This is a genomic window from Clostridium sp. AF02-29, from assembly GCF_934835585.1.
Classification (GTDB): domain Bacteria; phylum Bacillota; class Clostridia; order Lachnospirales; family Lachnospiraceae; genus Otoolea; species Otoolea fessa.
In genome coordinates this window covers 99438-117839 of the sequence record NZ_CAKVZK010000003.1, presented here as the reverse complement: position 1 = coordinate 117839, position 18402 = coordinate 99438, and the positions used below count along the sequence as shown (strand labels likewise).

At 47.9% G+C, this 18402-nt stretch carries 11 protein-coding genes; 2 read left to right on the top strand and 9 right to left on the bottom strand.

From position 1 onward, the window contains the following. Positions 1–258: 258 nt before the first annotated feature. The 3 genes from PUQ60_RS01810 to PUQ60_RS01800 are packed head-to-tail and all read right to left on the bottom strand — an operon-like array spanning position 259 to position 2877. The gene (locus tag PUQ60_RS01810; protein ID WP_333489813.1) at positions 259–798 is read right to left on the bottom strand and encodes a transcription repressor NadR; all 540 of its coding nucleotides are present in this window, start codon (positions 796–798) and stop codon (positions 259–261) included. Positions 799–845: 47 nt separating this feature from the next. Beyond that, positions 846–1697: a carboxylating nicotinate-nucleotide diphosphorylase gene (gene nadC / locus PUQ60_RS01805; RefSeq protein WP_022359784.1), complete on the bottom strand. Its 852-nt coding sequence runs from the start codon at positions 1695–1697 to the stop codon at positions 846–848. Then, complete coding sequence (locus PUQ60_RS01800) at positions 1663–2877, bottom strand: L-aspartate oxidase (protein WP_273381305.1); 1215 nt, start codon at positions 2875–2877, stop codon at positions 1663–1665. The genes nadC and PUQ60_RS01800 overlap by 35 nt, the downstream gene beginning before the upstream one ends. A gap of 363 nt (positions 2878–3240) precedes the next feature. Between PUQ60_RS01800 and PUQ60_RS01795 the strand changes: the two genes are divergently transcribed. Further along, positions 3241–4065 carry an EFR1 family ferrodoxin gene (locus tag PUQ60_RS01795; protein WP_273381307.1) on the top strand — a complete coding sequence of 275 codons (825 nt, stop codon included), beginning with the start codon at positions 3241–3243 and terminating at the stop codon, positions 4063–4065. Positions 4066–4250: 185 nt separating this feature from the next. Here the strand turns inward: PUQ60_RS01795 and PUQ60_RS01790 are convergent, their stop codons facing one another. The 6 genes from PUQ60_RS01790 to rsmH form a co-directional block, all read right to left on the bottom strand. After that, positions 4251–8357, bottom strand: coding sequence for a Cna B-type domain-containing protein (locus tag PUQ60_RS01790; protein ID WP_273401038.1), 4107 nt, complete (start codon positions 8355–8357; stop codon positions 4251–4253). 138 nt (positions 8358–8495) lie between these two features. Further along, the gene (srtB, locus tag PUQ60_RS01785; RefSeq protein WP_273380516.1) at positions 8496–9296 is read right to left on the bottom strand and encodes a class B sortase; all 801 of its coding nucleotides are present in this window, start codon (positions 9294–9296) and stop codon (positions 8496–8498) included. A 199-nt stretch (positions 9297–9495) separates the two neighbouring features. After that, positions 9496–13779, bottom strand: a complete 4284-nt coding sequence (locus tag PUQ60_RS01780; protein ID WP_273380515.1) for a VWA domain-containing protein — start codon at positions 13777–13779, stop codon at positions 9496–9498. A 53-nt stretch (positions 13780–13832) separates the two neighbouring features. Beyond that, the gene (locus PUQ60_RS01775) at positions 13833–14498 is read right to left on the bottom strand and encodes a hypothetical protein (protein WP_273380514.1); all 666 of its coding nucleotides are present in this window, start codon (positions 14496–14498) and stop codon (positions 13833–13835) included. A gap of 286 nt (positions 14499–14784) precedes the next feature. After that, the gene (locus PUQ60_RS01770) at positions 14785–15630 is read right to left on the bottom strand and encodes a tyrosine-type recombinase/integrase (RefSeq protein ID WP_273401040.1); all 846 of its coding nucleotides are present in this window, start codon (positions 15628–15630) and stop codon (positions 14785–14787) included. Between the two features lie 310 nt (positions 15631–15940). Then, entirely contained in the window at positions 15941–16999 is a 1059-nt protein-coding gene (gene rsmH, locus PUQ60_RS01765; RefSeq protein WP_118695990.1) for a 16S rRNA (cytosine(1402)-N(4))-methyltransferase RsmH, read from the bottom strand. 524 nt (positions 17000–17523) lie between these two features. Between rsmH and PUQ60_RS01760 the strand changes: the two genes are divergently transcribed. Then, positions 17524–18309, top strand: coding sequence for a MerR family transcriptional regulator (locus PUQ60_RS01760; protein ID WP_273380509.1), 786 nt, complete (start codon positions 17524–17526; stop codon positions 18307–18309). Positions 18310–18402: the final 93 nt, after the last annotated feature.

Genomic DNA, 18402 nt, shown 5'->3' with positions numbered 1-18402 from the left:
GCCTGAAGGGATTCGAACCCCCGACCCACGGCTTAGAAGGCCGTTGCTCTATCCAGCTGAGCTACAGACTCATATTCATTTTGCGATTCTGACCGTTTTATCCGGCACTGTAACCATTCCCGCATCTGACCTCTCAGCCAACTGCTTGTCTGTCTCATCGACAGCAAAGATAGTATATAACATTTGAAAAAGAATGTCAACAGGAAATTTCATATTTTTTAAAATAATTTCAAAAATTCATTTCTTTTGACTTTCCCCCTATTTTTCCACCTCTTCCTGCTCGTATGACAGGAAGTCCGCCAGAAATCCCTTTTCCCGCAGCGCTGCCTCGATCTCGTCGAGAATCTCCTCCTGATCGGCAGCCACGTGATGGAAATGATAGCCCGATGTCACGTTTAAAAGCGGCGTGGAACGCCCAGTCCGGATATTTTCCACAAATGCCTCAACATCGCGGCGGCTGCGGATATTTAACGGCGCCGATACCTTTCCATAGATGCGGTGGTTGACCATGACATCCAGCACCTCGCCGCCCAGATCAACAATCGTATTCAGCTCTTCGCGCGTCTGCTCGGTCGTATGGCACATTTTAAAGAGGCGTTCCGTCTGGTGCGGCACCTCCAGCACATAACCGCGGGCAGTCGCAAGGACAGGGTGTCCCTCGGTACGCAGAAGCGCGATATCCTGCACCACCACCTGACGGCTCACGCCGACTGCCCGCCCCAGCGCCCCGCCGGAAAGCGGTGTGGATGACTGTCCCAGCATTTCCAGTATTTTCTTTCTCCGCTGTACTCCTGTCATCGTTGTTTCCATCCTGTTTTCCCTGTCCTTTCTTAGTTTTTAAATTTTTATAATGCCCGCAGATGTTTGAGGCTCAAATCCAGAATTGGTGCCGAGTGCGTCAGCGCGCCGCTGGACACATAATCTACGCCTAATTTCGTGATCGTTGCGATATTTTCCTTCGTCATATTTCCGGAACACTCCGTCTCGGCGCGTCCGTCGATGATGCGGATCGCCTCCGCCATCTCGTCCGGGGTCATATTATCCAGCATGATAATATCAGCGCCCGCTTCCACTGCCTCGCGCACCATATCAAGATTTTCCGTCTCCACCTCGATCTTGCGGACAAATGGGGCATATTCCTTCGCCGCCTCAACCGCCGCCTTAACTCCGCCGGCTGCGTCGATATGGTTATCCTTGAGCATCACGCCGTCCGATAAGTTGTAACGGTGGTTGCTGCCGCCGCCAACCTTGACCGCATATTTTTCAAATATACGCATACACGGGGTCGTCTTGCGCGTATCTAAAAGCGTCGTCTTCGTTCCTTCTAAGAGCTTCGCCACCTGATTCGTATAGGTCGCAATGCCGCTCATCCGCTGTAAATAGTTAAGCGCCGTCCGCTCGCCGGAAAGAAGCACCCGGATGTCGCCGGTGATCACGCCTAAAAACTGCCCTTTTGTGACGGTATCCCCGTCTTTTACCTCAAATTTTGTCTCGGTCGCCTCGTCCAGAAGTTTAAACACGCGCTCAAACACCTGTAAACCGGCGATAATACCGTCTGCCTTGGCTAAGAGCTGTACCTCGCCCTTGCGGTATTCCGGCATGACCGCGTTCGTCGAAACGTCCTCACTGTTGATATCTTCCTTTAACGCCATGCGGATATACTCATCCGCAACAAGCTGCATCGTAATTGGATTCATACTCTTCGTCCTCCCGTCCGGCGATCTTGCCTGCCGCTCTCTCTGCAAATACAAGGCTTTCCAGCAGACTGTTGCTGGCAAGCCGGTTCTTTCCATGTACGCCGTTGCAGCTCGTCTCACCAACCGCATACAGGTGGTTCATCGTCGTCTCGGAGAAATGATCAACATAGATACCGCCCATAAAATAATGCTGCGCCGGTACGACCGGAGCCGGTTCCTTCGTGATATCGTAGCCCTCTTTTAAGCACTCCTCATAAATGTGCGGAAAATGGTTCCGGATCGTCTCCTCCGGAACTGCCTTAAACGACAGCCATACATGATCGCTGCCCTCTTTTTCCATCTCCTTCTCGATCGCCTGCGTCACCACATCACGCGGCAGAAGCTCATCGACAAAGCGCTCGCCCTTTCCATTTAACAGAACTGCCCCCTCGCCGCGGGTCGATTCTGAAATCAGGAAGCTGCGTCCCGGCTTCTTGCTGTACAGGCTGGTCGGATGAATCTGGACATAATCGAGATGCTCCAGACGCACGCCGTGTTTCTTTGCCACATCCAGTCCATCGCCCGTCAGGCTCGGGAAGTTCGTCGAATGCTTGTAAAGCCCGCCGATGCCGCCGGTCGCCAGAACCGTGTCTTTCGCATGGAGCTTTAAAATATCGCCGGCTGCATTCTTTGCCAGAATGCCGGTGCAGATACCATTTTCAACCAAAATATCCGTCATAACGGTATATTCCCGGATTTCTACATTCGGAAGTTCTTTTACACGCGTCTGCAGGGTCGTCGTGATCTCTTTTCCCGTGATGTCCTCATGGAAACAGATACGCGGCTGCGAATGCGCGCCCTCCTTTGTATATTTTAAACTGCCATCTGGATTTTTGTCAAACCCTACGCCTAATTTCAGCAGATTATTTATCACATCCCGGCTGGAGCGGATCATGATATCCACACTCTCCTTGCGGTTCTCGTAGTGTCCCGCGCGCATCGTGTCCTCAAAATACGCATCATAATCCGTCTCATCCCGCAGCACGCAGATACCTCCCTGCGCCAGCATGGAATCACAGCTCTCTATATCTTCCTTGCAAATCATTAAGATCCGGTCTTCCGACGGCAGGTTTAAAGCGGTGTACAGACCGCCTACGCCACACCCGACGATGACCACATCATAATTTTCCTCCCGGACCATTTTGTTGCCTTCCTTTCTATACCATACGTTTGCACTTATCTTTTTATCCCGCAGATAGTTCAGCCTTCAAATCGCAGAATACTATCTGCCACTCTATGCTCCTATCGCAAACAGAGTTCTCTTTCAATCCAAAACTTCATTTGTGCATCCGCACCAGTATAGCACATATTATTTCATGTGACAAGACATATGTAATGATATTTTGGGCGATTCTGTAAAAAACATATTACTATTCACGCATACGTGCCCAGTAACCAAAAAACTCCAGTTTCATTGACAGCCCACCATAAATCCATTAAAATACCTACTATAATAAGGTATTTTACCGAATTAAATTTAAGCATACGAAGAGAAGGTATTTTCATGAAAATCAATCACGTACACGCAGTCTATTTCAGCCCGACCGGCAACGCGAAAAAGGTTGTTACCACGCTGGCGCAGGCGATCGCTGACACACTCGGCGTCCCGATGGATTCCTATGATTTCACGCTGCCGGAAAGCCGCGAAAAAGTTCATACATACGGGGCTGACGATCTGCTCGTCATCGGCACCCCGGTCTACGCGGGACGCATCCCGAACAAGATGCTCCCATTTGTACAGACCCATTTTGAGGGAAATGGCGCGCTCGCCATTCCGGTGGCTGTCTTCGGAAACCGTAACTTCGACAATGGGCTCATCGAGCTTCGCAATGAATTAGAGGCGCACGGCTTCCACACCATCGCAGGTGCCGGTATCCCGACCGAGCACGTATTCAGCGACAAGCTGGCAACCGGACGTCCAGATGCGGATGATCTCGCACAGATCCACGCGTTCGGCATCAAGGCGGCTGAAAAGGTCGCTTCCCTGACCGAAATCCCGGCTCCGATTGCCGTGCGCGGCGATGATCCGGTCGGACCATATTACACCCCGCTCGGCACCGACGGAAAACCGGCTGTCTTCCTGAAAGCCAAACCAGTCACCGATCCGGAAAAATGTACTGGCTGCGGCATCTGTGCAACAGTCTGTCCGATGGGATCCATCCCGGCAGATGCACCGGACACCTGCATCGGTATCTGCATTAAATGTCAGGCGTGCATCAAGATCTGCCCGGCTGGCGCCAAATACTTCGACAATGAGGCCTTTCTGTCCCACGTCGCGATGCTGGAGCAGAACTATACGCGCAGAAGTGAGGCGGAGTATTTTATTTAAAGATAGCCGCATTCTTTCTCTGGGGAGATTCGTGGGAGATTCGAGATAGAATAAGACAGCAGCAAAACAGACTATTTCTTTCCGTTTTTGTCTGTTTTACTGCTGCCTTTTTTACTTACTTTTCTGGTGACGCCCTATCAACCTGATTTTATGACCGTGCAATCTTTATTTTTCTATGCCAGATTCTATTCTTCTGTCTTTTTTCTACCTGTCATTAATACATAGGCTGCTGCCATCATTCCAACTGTCAGCACAGCCATCGGCACATTCATCCTGTCTTCTCCAGTCTTCGGAAGTCCCTCTTCCGGTACGACCGGCTGAGGTTCTGATTCAACCGGTGTAACCGGTTCGGTCGGTTCTGCTGCCGGACCAGACGCGGTTGTGGTCGAAGACTTTTTGCTTCCAGAACTACTTCCTCCGCCGTGACCACCATGGCTTCCACCGCCATTATGATCCGGGGTCGGATCTGGTGTTGGAGTTGGATTATCTCCTCCGCTCATGGCATTGACAAATTTTACAACTGCTGTTTCTCCACCAGCGATTGTTCCCACATCTCCTGTTTTCGTCACGGTATAGCCTTCATTTCCGCTCTCCTCCACCGTGTAAGCGATCCCCTCCGGAATACCGGCTGCCGACTTGCTCTCGCCGTGCTTCAATGTAAATGTTGCTACATTATCGACAAATTCCATATCGCCATAAATTCCGTTCAATGCAGTGCCGCCCTGCAAGGTTACTTTAAACGTGAACACTTTTTCCTTGTCTCCGCTTCCGGTGACCTCTTTGGAAACCGTCAGGCTGCCGTACTGAATTGGTGCATTGGTCAGTGTAATGTGATAGGTCTTGTTTTCCTTGTCATATTCAGTACTGGAACTTCCCTTCCATCCTTCCAGCGTTTCTTCTTCCACAATATAGTGACAATCTTCCACTTCTCCATTCGAAACGCATTTTGACGGAAGATCCTCAAACGACGCCGACCAGTTATTTTCCGCATTCAGTTCTACGCGGCTGTCGAGCTTCACTTTTTCACCGCTCGTATCACCTACGCGGTAGAGATCCACGTACACGTGGTCTGGGTGAGTTTCTTCGGTCCATTTTTTAGTTACTTCTACCGCCACATCGGCATATTCCATACCAATCACGATTGGACTGTTCGTTGCAATACCGCCGCCGCGCTTGGAAACATTGTCACTGATAACAAGCTGTGCCTCCGATGACGCCAATTTCTGGTGTTCCTCACTCAACTCTCCATGTAAACCAAATGACTTATTTGTATTGGTATAAATAGCCGGAGCCGCTTCTGGATTTCCAGCCTGATAGCGATTTTCCGCCTCATCGGAATACCATCTGAGCACACCGCCGCCCAGAGAACGGCCGGAAACAGAAATGTGGGTAGTTGCGCTCGGCGGGTTGCTCTGAATCGAGAACTTATCCGGTGTATCGATTCCTTCATAGCGGATCTCATCTCCTGATGCTTCATAAGAATAGGAAATACCGCCTGTCTTTCCAGTTGCCTTATTTCCATAAAAAGCGCCGCCCAAAGTAGAATAAACCTCTGTCTCCGAGGTCGGGCACGCCCAGATTCCTGCACCACGCGATGCCCGATTTCCTGTTATCAGTACATTCGTAAGATGAAGCGTTGGATTCTCGTGATTCGTGTAATCAATTCCGCCGCCAAAGCCAGACGAGCTATTTTCACTGATCAAACCACTGATTAAATTCACCTGGCTGTTCTTATCCATATTCAGCTTCATACCGCCGCCACGCTGACCCGCTTCATTCTTAGCAATGGTATTTCCTTCCAATGTCAGAACACAATCAGCCTCTCCAAGTACCCACAGCCCGGCACCATTTCCCATGCTGGTACATTCTGTAATGGTATTGTTCTTCAATGTAACTGTTTTCGATATACGGCTGTAAATCGCACCGCCATCGCCGCCTCTGGCTGCCATCTCTGTAATCCGATGGTTATAAGCATGTGAATTTCGAATCCGGTTGCCTGTCAATTCTGCCGTCTGCACCGCATCCAGATGGATTGCTCCACCATAATCCTTAGATGTATTATAGAAGAAATAATTTTCATTCAGTGTCACCGTTCCGCGATCTGCAAAAAGCGCACCGCCGCCAAACCAATACTGTCCGGTCGTTCCTGTCATATCAATCGCACTGTTATAAAACAAATTACACTTCTCCATTTTGACTGTTGCCTGAGAAGTATAGACAGCACCTCCGCTCTGGGCGAAATTTCCCTGTCCACTATATTCTTTATAATTATTATCTTCCCTTGTAAAATAACCGAAATTACATTTCTCTGCTTCCAGCGTACCGCCATTCATCCAAACAGCGCCGCCGTTTCCAGATAACGCCTGAAAACCTGCCAGAATCGTATCTTTCAGAATGACTGTTCCGCCGTTTGCCTCGATCGCACGGTTATCGGCATCTTTGCCACTTCCACCAAGCAGGCCATTCAAAATCGTAAAAGTTACCGATTCTGAAACCGTAAACGCACTGATTGTCTGCGCTGCTTTTGCCTCCGGAACTATTTTTACTTTTACTATTTTTCTATTCAAATCGAGTGTGAGATCTTTACCGACTGAGATAGTATTTGACAGTCCACAGTTTTTCAGCACCTTCACCGTATCCCCATCGCCTGCTGCCGCAAACGCGTCTTCCAGCGTATCATATGCATTGCCATTTACCTCTGCCACGCCGGCAACTGCCTCATTTAAAGCCAGCAGAATCGAAAATTCATTGACGCCAAAGGTCAATTTTGCTGTTTTTTCACTATCCTCTGTGCTATCCTGGATTTCAACCTCCGAAAGTTCCGTAATGACATCCTCATGGATATGCAGGATTTTTGTCTCTTCCAGATTTTCTGCTGTCTCACTTTCAACTGCATTCTTTTTAAACTGAATGCTGACCTTTACTTCTTCGGATGGCTCGACTTCCTCGCCTGCCTCGTTTACAAATTTCACATCAAAGGCTGTAAAGGAATCCGCGCGGTATCCTTCTTCCTGGATCTGAGTGCTCAGTGTCTGATGTTCTTCGCTTCCGTCCTTGATCTCTTCTGCTTTCAGCTTTACTTTTTCTTCAAACGCACCCGCCGGTACCGTCAGGGTAAGTACAGCGGAATCTGTATTAACCGTGTAGACCGCATCATCCACACTGCCGGAAAGCCCCAGCTCCGCAGCGGTCGTCACGAATGCTGCAGCCGCCGTATTTTTAAGAAGAACGCTCTCATATGACTCACCCTGCAGGCGCTCTGCTCCGTCTTCTATATCGACTTCCGTCTCCGCATCCGGCTGGCTGTCTGTATTCGTTTCTTTCTCCGGTGTCTCATCTTCCGTCCGCATCTCGCTCGCCGTCGCCGGTGCCGCTGTCAGGAACATCTTAAAATGATCCGATCGCGATACCTGCGCCACGTTCCCTGCTTCGCTGCCTGTAGAATCATTCTTTTCCTTTTCTGAGCCCGAATCTGCATCCGGCTGACTGTCCTTTTCTTCCGAGTTACCTGTTTTTTCCGCATTACCTGCATCCGAGCCTGATTCCTGGCTTTTTTCCAGCTCGTTTGCCGGGTTCTCTGCTTCTGCCTCGTTTCCTGATTCATTCGCCGGATTTTCTGTCTCTGAACCTTTTTCCGGCTCGCTTGCCGGATTCTCTGACTTATCCCCATTTTCCGGAGTTTCCGCCGGATTCTCTTTTTCTGGTTCCTGCGTATCTATTTCTTTTACATTTTCTTTCTTTTCAGGTTCTCCAGCCGTTTCATTTGATTCTTCGTCCGCACCATTCGAATTCGAAACACCTGTTTTTTCCACAGCTTCCGTTTCTTCATCCTGAACCTGCTTCTTTAACTCTTTCGATGGGAGAATCGAAACTTTTCCGCTTAGTTTTCCATCTACCTCGATCTGTCCATATTCTTTCTCAGAGGAACGATTTAACAGCAGAAATAAAATTTCTTCCTCTCCCGTGATCGTATAATGATCCAGATCCTCTTTTTCATCCAGTCTCGCATAGACCTTTAAATTCACCTTTCCATCCGGCGCTTTCACATCCGGATGCAATTCAAAGAGAGAACCATCTTCCTGAAACAGCGTCTCATACGCTTCGGATTCTTCTCCCTCAAAGGTTAGGGCATCTTCCTTGACCGGCTTTCCTTTCACCGCTTTTAAAAGTGCCTCACTCAGCTCTTCCTGATCCAGGACAAAATTCGGATTTTCTTCTTCCGCCTCATCCTTTTCCAACAGCGGAGCCGTTGCTGCCAGCGCCGTCGTACTTCCAATACTGGTACTGATCATACTGGTGCACAGACAGACAAAAGACGCTTCATCTGGTTCATTCCCTTATGAAACAAATGATGCCTCTGTTTCCGGCTCCTTCCCTTTGTCTCTAACTTCTTCATATTCTTACCTCCTGTTATAGATCTATTTTCCATTCTATTCTGCCGCCTCATACGCATATAGAATTGTCCGGGCATTGTTAAATTCATAACTGCATGTCACAAATGAATACAAACGCACGATCGTCCCCCCGATCGGCGCGGACGCGCTCGCGCCCGCTGTCATCTGCTGAATATACGAAGCAAATTCTTCCCCCGATGCAAACTCCGTTTTCCGGCGGATCGCATCCGGCGATGTGCAGACAGCCGCCAGGGCTTTTAAATGAATCTCCCGCTTCGGCGTATAAAGAATGATTTCTGAATGCTGATCGAAATAGCCCTGATCCTTGTATCTGGAAATGTCCTTAAACATACTTCCATTCTTCATGTGATGGCCGTACAGCACATTATGCAGGGACGAAAAATCTGCCCGATCGGCATAGTCCAGAAAAATCGTGCCCGCCGTGCTCTTCTGCCCGTTCAGGTCACGATGCAGGTAATAATCATTGTCCTTCCCCTGAACCACTGGATAATTGATCTGAGTTCCCGGAATCTGAATCCAGGCAACGACGTCCGGATTCTGGGAATCCAGCACTGCGAAATCAATTGCTGACACATATTCTGTCTCCTTTATTGCATTCGTCTCATCTATCTCATTTTCCACTTCTGGCACTTTTTTCTCCGGCATTGTTTCTCCTGTCGTCCCTGCTTCCGACATTCCCACAACCTGAGCGGTCAGCTCTTCATGCGCCTTCTCCTGACGCATTTCATCCCATTTATGCATTGCCACCCCCGCTGTACCGAACGCCAGACAGATGACAGCTATCACAGCCGCTGCTTTCCGTGTCCACTTTTGCATCGATCCCTCCATCTTTGCCCGTGAAACATTCTGCGCCTTTATTTATTAAGCAAATTATATATTTTTATAAATGATGTATAAATTTGCATACAAAACGAAACAGATAACAGCATAGTTTTAGGACAGCGCCATTATTTCTGGCGCCGCCCTACAACCCTGCTCTTATAACCGGGCAATTTTTATTTTTCTATGTCTTGTCTTACTCTTCCGTCTTTTTTCTGCCCGTCATTAATACATAAGCTGCTGCCATCATTCCAATTGCCAGCAGAGCCATCGGCACATCCATCTGATCCGTATCTCCGGTCTTCGGAAGTCCTTCTGCCGGTACAACCGGCTGAGGTTCTGGTACAACCGGTGTAACCGGTTCCGTCGGCTGTGCTGCCGGTCCCGACGCGGTTGTGGTCGAAGACTTTTTACTGCCAGAACTACTTCCACCGCCGTGACCGCCGTGGCTTCCGCCTCCGTTATTGTCTGGATTCGGGGTCGGAGTAGGATCAGGTCCCGGTTCCGGGGTTCCATGTTCTACCACATATGATACGGTCGGCTTCGCAAATTCCTCTGACCGATACTCATTTCCACGGCTGTCTACCGGATACAGAACCGCCTCCTGATTGGTATAAAGCCCTTCATAGTGCTGGCTGCCGTCCCGGTCATATTTTCCATACGTTCCATCCGCCGTCTTTGGGTTTATCAGTTTTACGGTATAGGTAAGCTGCACCGGTGCAAAGTTTGAAACTGGTTCTTCTATATACCAGGTAAACATCTCTGTCTCTGCCTTATTTCCTGCGTCATATACCACTTTAAAACGGTAATTCTGCGGTCCCGGTTCTCCGTCTCCAAAATACCAGGTGTTGCCCTCCTGATACATAGAAAGCGCTTTTCCCCCTACTGTCAGCTGGTCTAAGTGATCGAAATCAAAGTTATAATCCTCTTTCACATAGCCCATATAATCTTTCACAACAGAACCTTTATCAACGGCATACAAAATATCATTTTTTATACTGTCAAATGAAACCTGCTTTCCGTTCGCAAGGTACCGCATGAAACTCATTCCCCACTCATAGTTACTTGCCGTTCCGAGCGGCGTAATCGGCATCGCATAGCAGTGATATCCTTCCGAAGCTGCCTGTGCATACGCCTCGTAGGAAAGATATAATGCCTTATCGATCGAATTCACATATTTTCCTGCTTCCTCCACCGGTGTAATAAGCGATACATCCGGTTCCGTTCCATATGGATAGTCGTGTGTATCCTTCTGCTCTGAAAGTCTGGCTTCTATGCCGGTCAGCCATGCATTCCAGTCCGCCGGTGCCTGATTATTTCCATACTTGGAATTCCAGTTATCCGGCCCTGCAAAATGTTTCGGAGAATCTGCCATAAATCCCCAGGCAACCGCCGTCGGATTCTCATTAAACATATAGGTAATACCATCACTGACAACTACCAGTGTCTTGCGTTCATCTGCCACTCCTGTATCCTGGTCTAACATCGATTTACCCGCTAAAATACCTGCGTGAAGATTGGTTCCACTCTTAATCTCCCGACAAATGGCTGCTTCAATCGCCTCATATTGGGTCTCCAAATCCATAAATCCATCCGTATGGGCTTCCTTGTTAAAGAGCACTACTCCCACTTTGACCTTTGCTCCCTTTTCCTGCACTTCTTTCTTGAGGTTCTGAAGCATTTCCAACGCCTTCTCTTTCAGTCCCATGCTGGTTGATTTATCTAAGACAAGCACCACATCACTTACCAGCTGCTCCTCCGCTGACGGCAAAGACAAAGCCACTTGAGACTTAAAATTTTCATCCAGCTGTTCCGCTGTCTTCGATTTAGAAGTTCCTCCCTCTGGAATCGTCGGAAGTTCTCCTCCCGGAATCGTATATGATACAGTCGGTTTCGAAAATACTTCCGTTTTTCCTTTTTCCTGATCGCTTCCAACCGGATGCAGCACTGCTTTCTGGTTCGTATAAAGTCCATCATACTCTTCACTTCCGTCTTCATCGTACCGTCCATACGATTCTCCTGGATTGTTCTTCGGATTTACCAGTTTTACCGTATAGGTCAGCTGCACCGGTTCATTATTTTTTACCGCCTCATTCATCGTCCAGACGAAATGTTCTCCGCCTTCTTTATCCGACGGATCGTATTCCACCTTAAAACGATACTGAGCTGCATTCACGTCTTCATTTCCAAAATAAACGGTATTTCCATCTTCCCATTTAGAAAGCTCCCTGCCGCCAACGGTCAGACGGTCGATGCTCTTTAAGCCAAAATTGTAATCATCCTTGACCCAACCCATATAATCTTCCACAGTCGAGTCCCGATCGACGGCATAAAGGATATCATTTTTGATATCTTCAAAACTTACCGTTTTTCCATCTGCCAGATATTTCACAAAGCTCGGTCCCCATGGATAGCTTTCACCAGCAGATGAACCAATCGGCATCGCATAGCAGTGATACTGTTCCTTCGCCGCTTCCAGATATGCCTCATAGGAAAGATAGAGTGCTTTATCAACGCTATTGGCATATTTTTTTCCTTCATCAGGTGGGGTACATGGCTTTAACTCTCCTTGCTCATATGAATGGTCAAATTCATCGCCCTGATTATCCATCTGTGCTTTGATTGTACCCAGGCGCTCGTTCCACTCATTCTTCGATAATGCTTCATTATTCCCATATTTAAGACTCCAGTGATCCGGTCCCGCCCAGGAATGTTCTGAACCATCATTCTCAAATCCCCAGGCAACCGCCGTCGGTTTTTCCCCGAAAATATAGGTAATGCCATCGCTTAAAAGCACCAGACTCTTTCTTCCTGCTGCCACCTGCGTATCCTCATCCAGCATTTTCTTGCCTGCAAGGATTCCAGCCGAAAGATTCGTTCCGCTGCTAATATTCTCACGGATCGCTGCCTCAATCGCATCATACTGGGTTTCCAAATCCATAAAGTCAGACTTGTGCGCTTCTTTATTGAAAATAACGACTCCAACCTTTACTTTTGCGCCATTTTCCTTTGCCTGCGCCTGCAGCTCCTTAAGCATCTCTAACGCCTCATTTTCCAGCTGCACGCTGGTAGATTTATCCAGCACAAACACAATGTCATTTTCCAGTTTTTCCTCCGCTGACGGAAGGGAAAGTGTTACCTGGGATTCAAAATTTTCGTCCAGATTGGTAGCTTTTTTAGACTTCGAAATCTGCCAGTGTGGAATTTCTTCCACTTCCACTGCCGACAAAACAGCTACGTCTGTCAGACCAAGCTCCATCGCGGAAGTTACAAATGCGGCTGCGGATGCATTCTTAATGCCTACCGTTTCATATGAATCCCCCAGAATGCGTTCGAAATTGTCTTCTTCTGCTTCGTCGCCTACAATCGCCTTATTTTTTTCGTTTTCATCGTTCTCGTTCTCTTCTTCTTTTGCATCAGACGGAGATGCCATTGCAGCTGAAGTCAAAAACATCGAAAAATGAGCCGAACGTGATACCTGAACTGAATCTTCGTCCTGGGCGCTGTCATTTTCTGAATCCGATGTATCTGCATCGGATGTATCTGCACCAGATGTATCTGCATCGGATGTATTTGCGTCGGATGTATCTGTTTCGGACGCATCCATGTCTGCTTTTTCATTCTCGTTCTCAGAATCCGGTTCCGATAAATCTTTCTTGCCATCCGCTGCTTCCGATTCTTCTTTTATATCCAAGGTATTTTCTGAATCTCCTGTATTCGGTTCCTGAGCTTTCTGCTCTGCTTCGTCCTGCTTTTTGGGATCCGAGTTTTCTTCTTTTATTTGATTGTTACCTGCATCTGAAGCATTTTCCTGCTCTTTTACATCGTCCTCCAGAGCCGTATCCTCTTCTGTGATATCTTCACTTCCTGTCGGAACTGCACTTTCCGGTTCTTTTACCTCATTTTCTATCTCGACCGGAACCGCTTCCTCTGTCTCCAGCCCAACCTGCTTTTTTACTTCACCAAATGGCGCAACCGTCATCCATGCGCTGGCTCTTCCATCCACCAGAATCCGTCCGGTGCGCTCTTTTGAAGAAGAATTGGTCATCAGGAAAATAATTTCTTCATTTCCGCTGATCGTATACTGATCCATGTCCTCTTCATCCTCTAAGCGGGCATACATTTTCAAAGTAAGCCGGTCGTTTTTCTTCTCGAAATCTGGATGCAGTTCATATAGATTTCCTTCTTCAAACAGTCCCTCGTAGGTTTCTGCCTCATCGCCGGAAAACGTAAACGCATCCTCTTTTACTGTCTTCCCTTTTTTAGCAGCATCCCGGATTGCCTGCCTGAGGTCTTCTTTTTCCAATGAAAATTCCTGTCTTTCATCCCCTCCTTCGGATGTGGCAGCTGCAAATGCGGCTGTATTTGCCACGCTTGTGCTCAACATACTGCTGCACAAAAGCACTGACATGAAACGCCTTGACTGACGTTCAAACCAACCTTGACTGTAACTTTTCCCCTTTTTCTTCGCTTTTTTCATTCTTTTTGCCTCCTGTCTTATCTATCATCAACATAGGTCCCCCTTATGCGGATTTAAATACCTCCCTTCTGCACCTCTTTCACGCCATGCTCCCGCAAAAATGGCTCGTACAGTTCCTCTTCTGCTTTTTTTCGCGCTGCCACCGCGTCCTCAAGGTTTACGAAGGTTCCAAGATTGTACACTTTTCCCTGAAAGCCGATCGCTGCCCGCCACCGGGAATTCTCCCGCTGGTAGACGCCTCTGTAGCCACTTGTATTGTTTGCCGTATTTTTCTGGTTGGCGATCCGTTCCAGGCAGGTTCCGCCTACAAAATGAATCGCTTTTTTCATGTTTTCCTTCCGTGTCTCCGCCTGCAGGCAGCCACAGCTCTTGGTTTTTCCCGCGCACAGGCTTTCTTTGGATACCTCAATCAGGCGTCCGCAGCTACAGACACATTTCCAGTATTCGCCTGTCCGGTTGGAATTATCCGCCTCTTCAAGCACTTTCAAACGCCCGAACTGACGCCCTGTCAGATCGATCCGCCGACTGGACGGAAGCTCCTTCCGATAGCACCCGCAGCTTTTCGTATGCCCTGTTTTCAGATGGGACTCCTCCACGGTTTTTTCTTTCCCGCAGTCGCACCGGCACAGCCAGTAATGGCGGCGGCTTTTTTCTGCCTGTTTTATCTCCCGGCAGACGGTCAGGCGTCCATACCGGCGCCCCGTCAGATCTTCTCTCACATACTCCACCTCCCCGGTTGACATAATGGGAATTATGTCATATCCGCCTATTTCATTTTTTCTTTGATTTGCAAGGTTTTTGTCAGATTTTCCAATTTTTGGATACAATATCTGTTACTGTTCACGCATGTGCCCAGTAATACTGTGCTATTTCAGGTATTGTTTTTAACACCTTTGTATGTTGAAATTTTTTCTCAGAAGTGATAAACTTGATAATAAAATCATATATTTAGATATGTATGCAGATTTTTTTCATTTCATGACATAATTCCCATTATGTTTTTCGTCAATTTTCCCTATCAATCAACAAACCTAATTCCAGCTGTCTGCGGCACGCTTCACGGCTGCTGATGATCGTATAACGTCTTGTCGTTTCCACGCTGCTGTGACCCAGATAGTCTGCCAGACGGACCAGATCGTGATCGCGCTCGTAAAATATCTTGGCAAACAGATGGCGCAGATTGTGCGGATATACCTTGCTCGGAAGAACACCGGCTTCGGCGCAGACGGATTTCATGTCCGCCCACACATTCTGTCTGCGGACTGCCTGCCCGCTTCTTGTGACAAAGATACTGCCTCTCACAATCCGCTGCTTCCGGCAGTACTGCGTCAGATACAGCATCAGCGACTGCGGCAGCAGGATCACCCGCTGTTTTCCCTTACAGTCGATCACTACTTCCCCCTGTGCCAGCGATTCCGCTGTAATATATGAAAGCTCGCTGATTCGTATGCCCGTGCTCGCGATCGTCTGCAAAATCGCACAGAGACGTTCATCGCCGCGTCCCCGTGCCGCCTTAACTAACTTCTGGTAATCGCTGCGCGTCATTTCCCGTCTCTCATCGCAGAAAATCCGCTTCTGCACCCGGAACGTGCGGACACAGTATTCCTGTCTTCCGATAAAATGAAAGTAGCTGTTCAGAGATGCCAGCATCGAATTGGCGCTGGATGTTTTATAATGGGCTTGCAGATATTCCTTAAACGATATAATTGTGTTTTTATCCCATTCTTCACCCGCAAACATCAAAAACTTTCTCACATCCCGGCAGTATTTCTCGATCGTATGGCTGCTTTTTTCCTGTTCTCTCAAATAATCCCTAAATCGTTCCAATTCATTTTGTGTTTCCTGTTTCAATGCGTTTCCTCTCTTTCTCACGAAACCTTCTCGCGTATTTGTTTTTTTCGCAGCTGTTTTTTCTTTCACAACTGTGACCACTTTTCTATTTTCTGAAAAGTAATCTTATAGTATACGCACCGGAAACAGAAATCTCGCTAAAAAAACATTTTTGCTCTTTTAATCGGATTTTTGCAGAACCGGACATCACTGCGCCCGAAATTTTTTCACATGGACTCTCTTTGATCTTCACAATAAAAACAGGACAGCCGCTCCCATATTGCTCGGAACAGCTGCCCTGTTTTTTCATATATTTTCTTTTATATTCTTTTTACTCGTCCGCCCGGATCGCCCAGCGCATCTTCGTCGAGCGGGCACGCGGGTTCTGTACGCACTCCTGCGCAGACGGGCGCACCACATCTTTGGAATATTCTTTATAGATACCGGCGCGATATCCCTCTTTGAGCGCCGCTTTCACCAGTTTATCCTCTCCGGAATGGAAGGTCAGGATCGCTGCCCGTCCGCCCGGTCGAAGCGCATTTGGAAGCTTCTCCATAAACTCATAGAGTACTTCAAATTCCTGGTTTACATCAATCCGGAGCGCCTGGAAAACACGCTGACAGGTCTTCTTGACTGTCTCCTTTTTCTCCTTTTCCGGAAGGAAATCCAATGTTTTTTCAATGATTTCACGGAGTTTCGTGGTCGTATCGATCCGGTTTCCACGGCGGATCTCATCCGTGATCGCTTTTGCCAGCTCCTCGCAGTACGGTTCGTCTGAATTTTCGTACAGCATGCCCGCCAGCTCCTCACGCTCGATCGTGTCAAGGCGCTCGGCGGCGCTGATGCCTTTTTCCTGATTCAGGCGCAGGTCCAGCGGTCCATCTACCTTGAACGAAAAGCCTCGCTTCGGATTGTCAATCTGCATCGAAGACACGCCCAGATCGGCTAAAATAAAATCAAAACCACCCGCTTCTCTGGCAATCTCATCGATTGTACAGAAGTTCTGGAGACGGATTGAAAGCATGTCCTCGCCATAGCCCGCTTCTTCCAGGCGTTTCCGCGTCTTGGCGGATTCCTCCGGATCAACATCGGTCGCATACATATGTCCCTGCCCTTTCAGGCAGGCCAGCATCGCCTTCGTATGTCCGCCGTATCCTAGCGTCGCATCAAATCCGACCTGCCCCGGCTGGATCTGCAAAAAGTCCAGAATCTCCTGCACCATAATGGAAATATGCATGCCCGCTGGTGTATTTCCCTTCTGAATCACGTGCTGGATCGTATCCTGATACTTCTCCGGCTGCAGCTCTTTATATTTTTCTTCAAATTTTTTTGGATATTTTCCTTTATATCTGACACGCCGTTTGTGTGGTGTCTGATTTTCCTGATCCATAAAAGCCTCCCATATCTGCTTAGATTTTCCATTGATTTTCCCATCTGTCAAATCGAAAATCATATTGGTTCAAGCATATATGGAAGGCGTTCAAATGTCAATTCTTTCTTGATTTTTCCAGATAAAACGCAGCATCATAGGTACACAATAAAGGCGTTTTGGTTGAAATGTTTCTCCGGGCAGATGTTTGCAGATAAGCCATCAAATCTTTCTGTATATAAAATACTCATTCTCCCCAATGTCTGACGCTCCTGCCTGCCCGGATACTCCTTTTCAACGTGCATAGTATGACAAATTGTGTGGCGTTTTGCATCGGCGGGATACTTGACACGGCATCCCGCTTTCAATAAAATAATTATACACCGTACATTGATGTACGATACAATCCCTTTTTAGCTAATTTATATAATTTTTACTTATTTTCATGTAATTATACATAACTATGAGTGTAAAAAATTGCACCAGAATCCTACATGACAAATATACATGATTGCGCATCTTATGGATATCTAACAGGAGGTTTTATGACGCACGATAAAAAACGGCTGCTCTCGATCGGCGAGGCAGCCAAAGCGTTGGAAGTGACCCGGCGCATGATTTTAAATTATGAAGACAAGGGTCTTATTCTGCCGGATCAGAGAGACGGTATCAATGGAAACCGTTACTATACAGCAGACACCGTCTCGCGCATCCGGAGCATCCGCATTCTGCAGAATCTCGGTCTGTCGCTGGATGATATCTATGCCTATTATCACGGCACGACGGATCTGGAGCCGCTGATCACTCGTCTGGAAGATCTGCGTGACGAGATCAGCCGGAATATTGAGAAATTAAAAGAACATTCAAAAGGGCACAATGACTTTGAAATCCGACAGATAGAACTTCCCGCCCAGACCGTTTACTGCCAGGATCTGCATTCGACAGAACTTGAAGACAAGAAAGAGCAATTACGTGGCGTCTTCATCAAGGCGATCCGCCAATATGGTTCTGACACCACCCAGCATATGTTTTTCACCGAATACAACCTTTCGAATCCGGGCGATTTTACCTGCTGCATCGCCGTCCCGCCGGAAAGCCGGGGTGAACATCTCGTCACCCTGCCCCGCCAAAAAGCGCTCTGTATCTTTTATCACGGTGCCTATGAAGGTCTTCCGGTAATTGTGAAGCATCTTTGTGCGTATGCAAACAAATATCAGATTCCATTAAAGGGCACCGCCCGCCACCTCTATCTGGAGGGACCGCCCCAGCACAAAAATCCTGAGAATTTTCTGACGCAGGTAGCGGTTCTGGTGGCGGATGATACCCTTTAAACAAAGCCCTGATCCGTATAATCCGTAAAACTCCGGTACTCCGTCAGAGCCTCCTGCGCCGCATATCCCGGCGTATTAACTGGAAATACGATC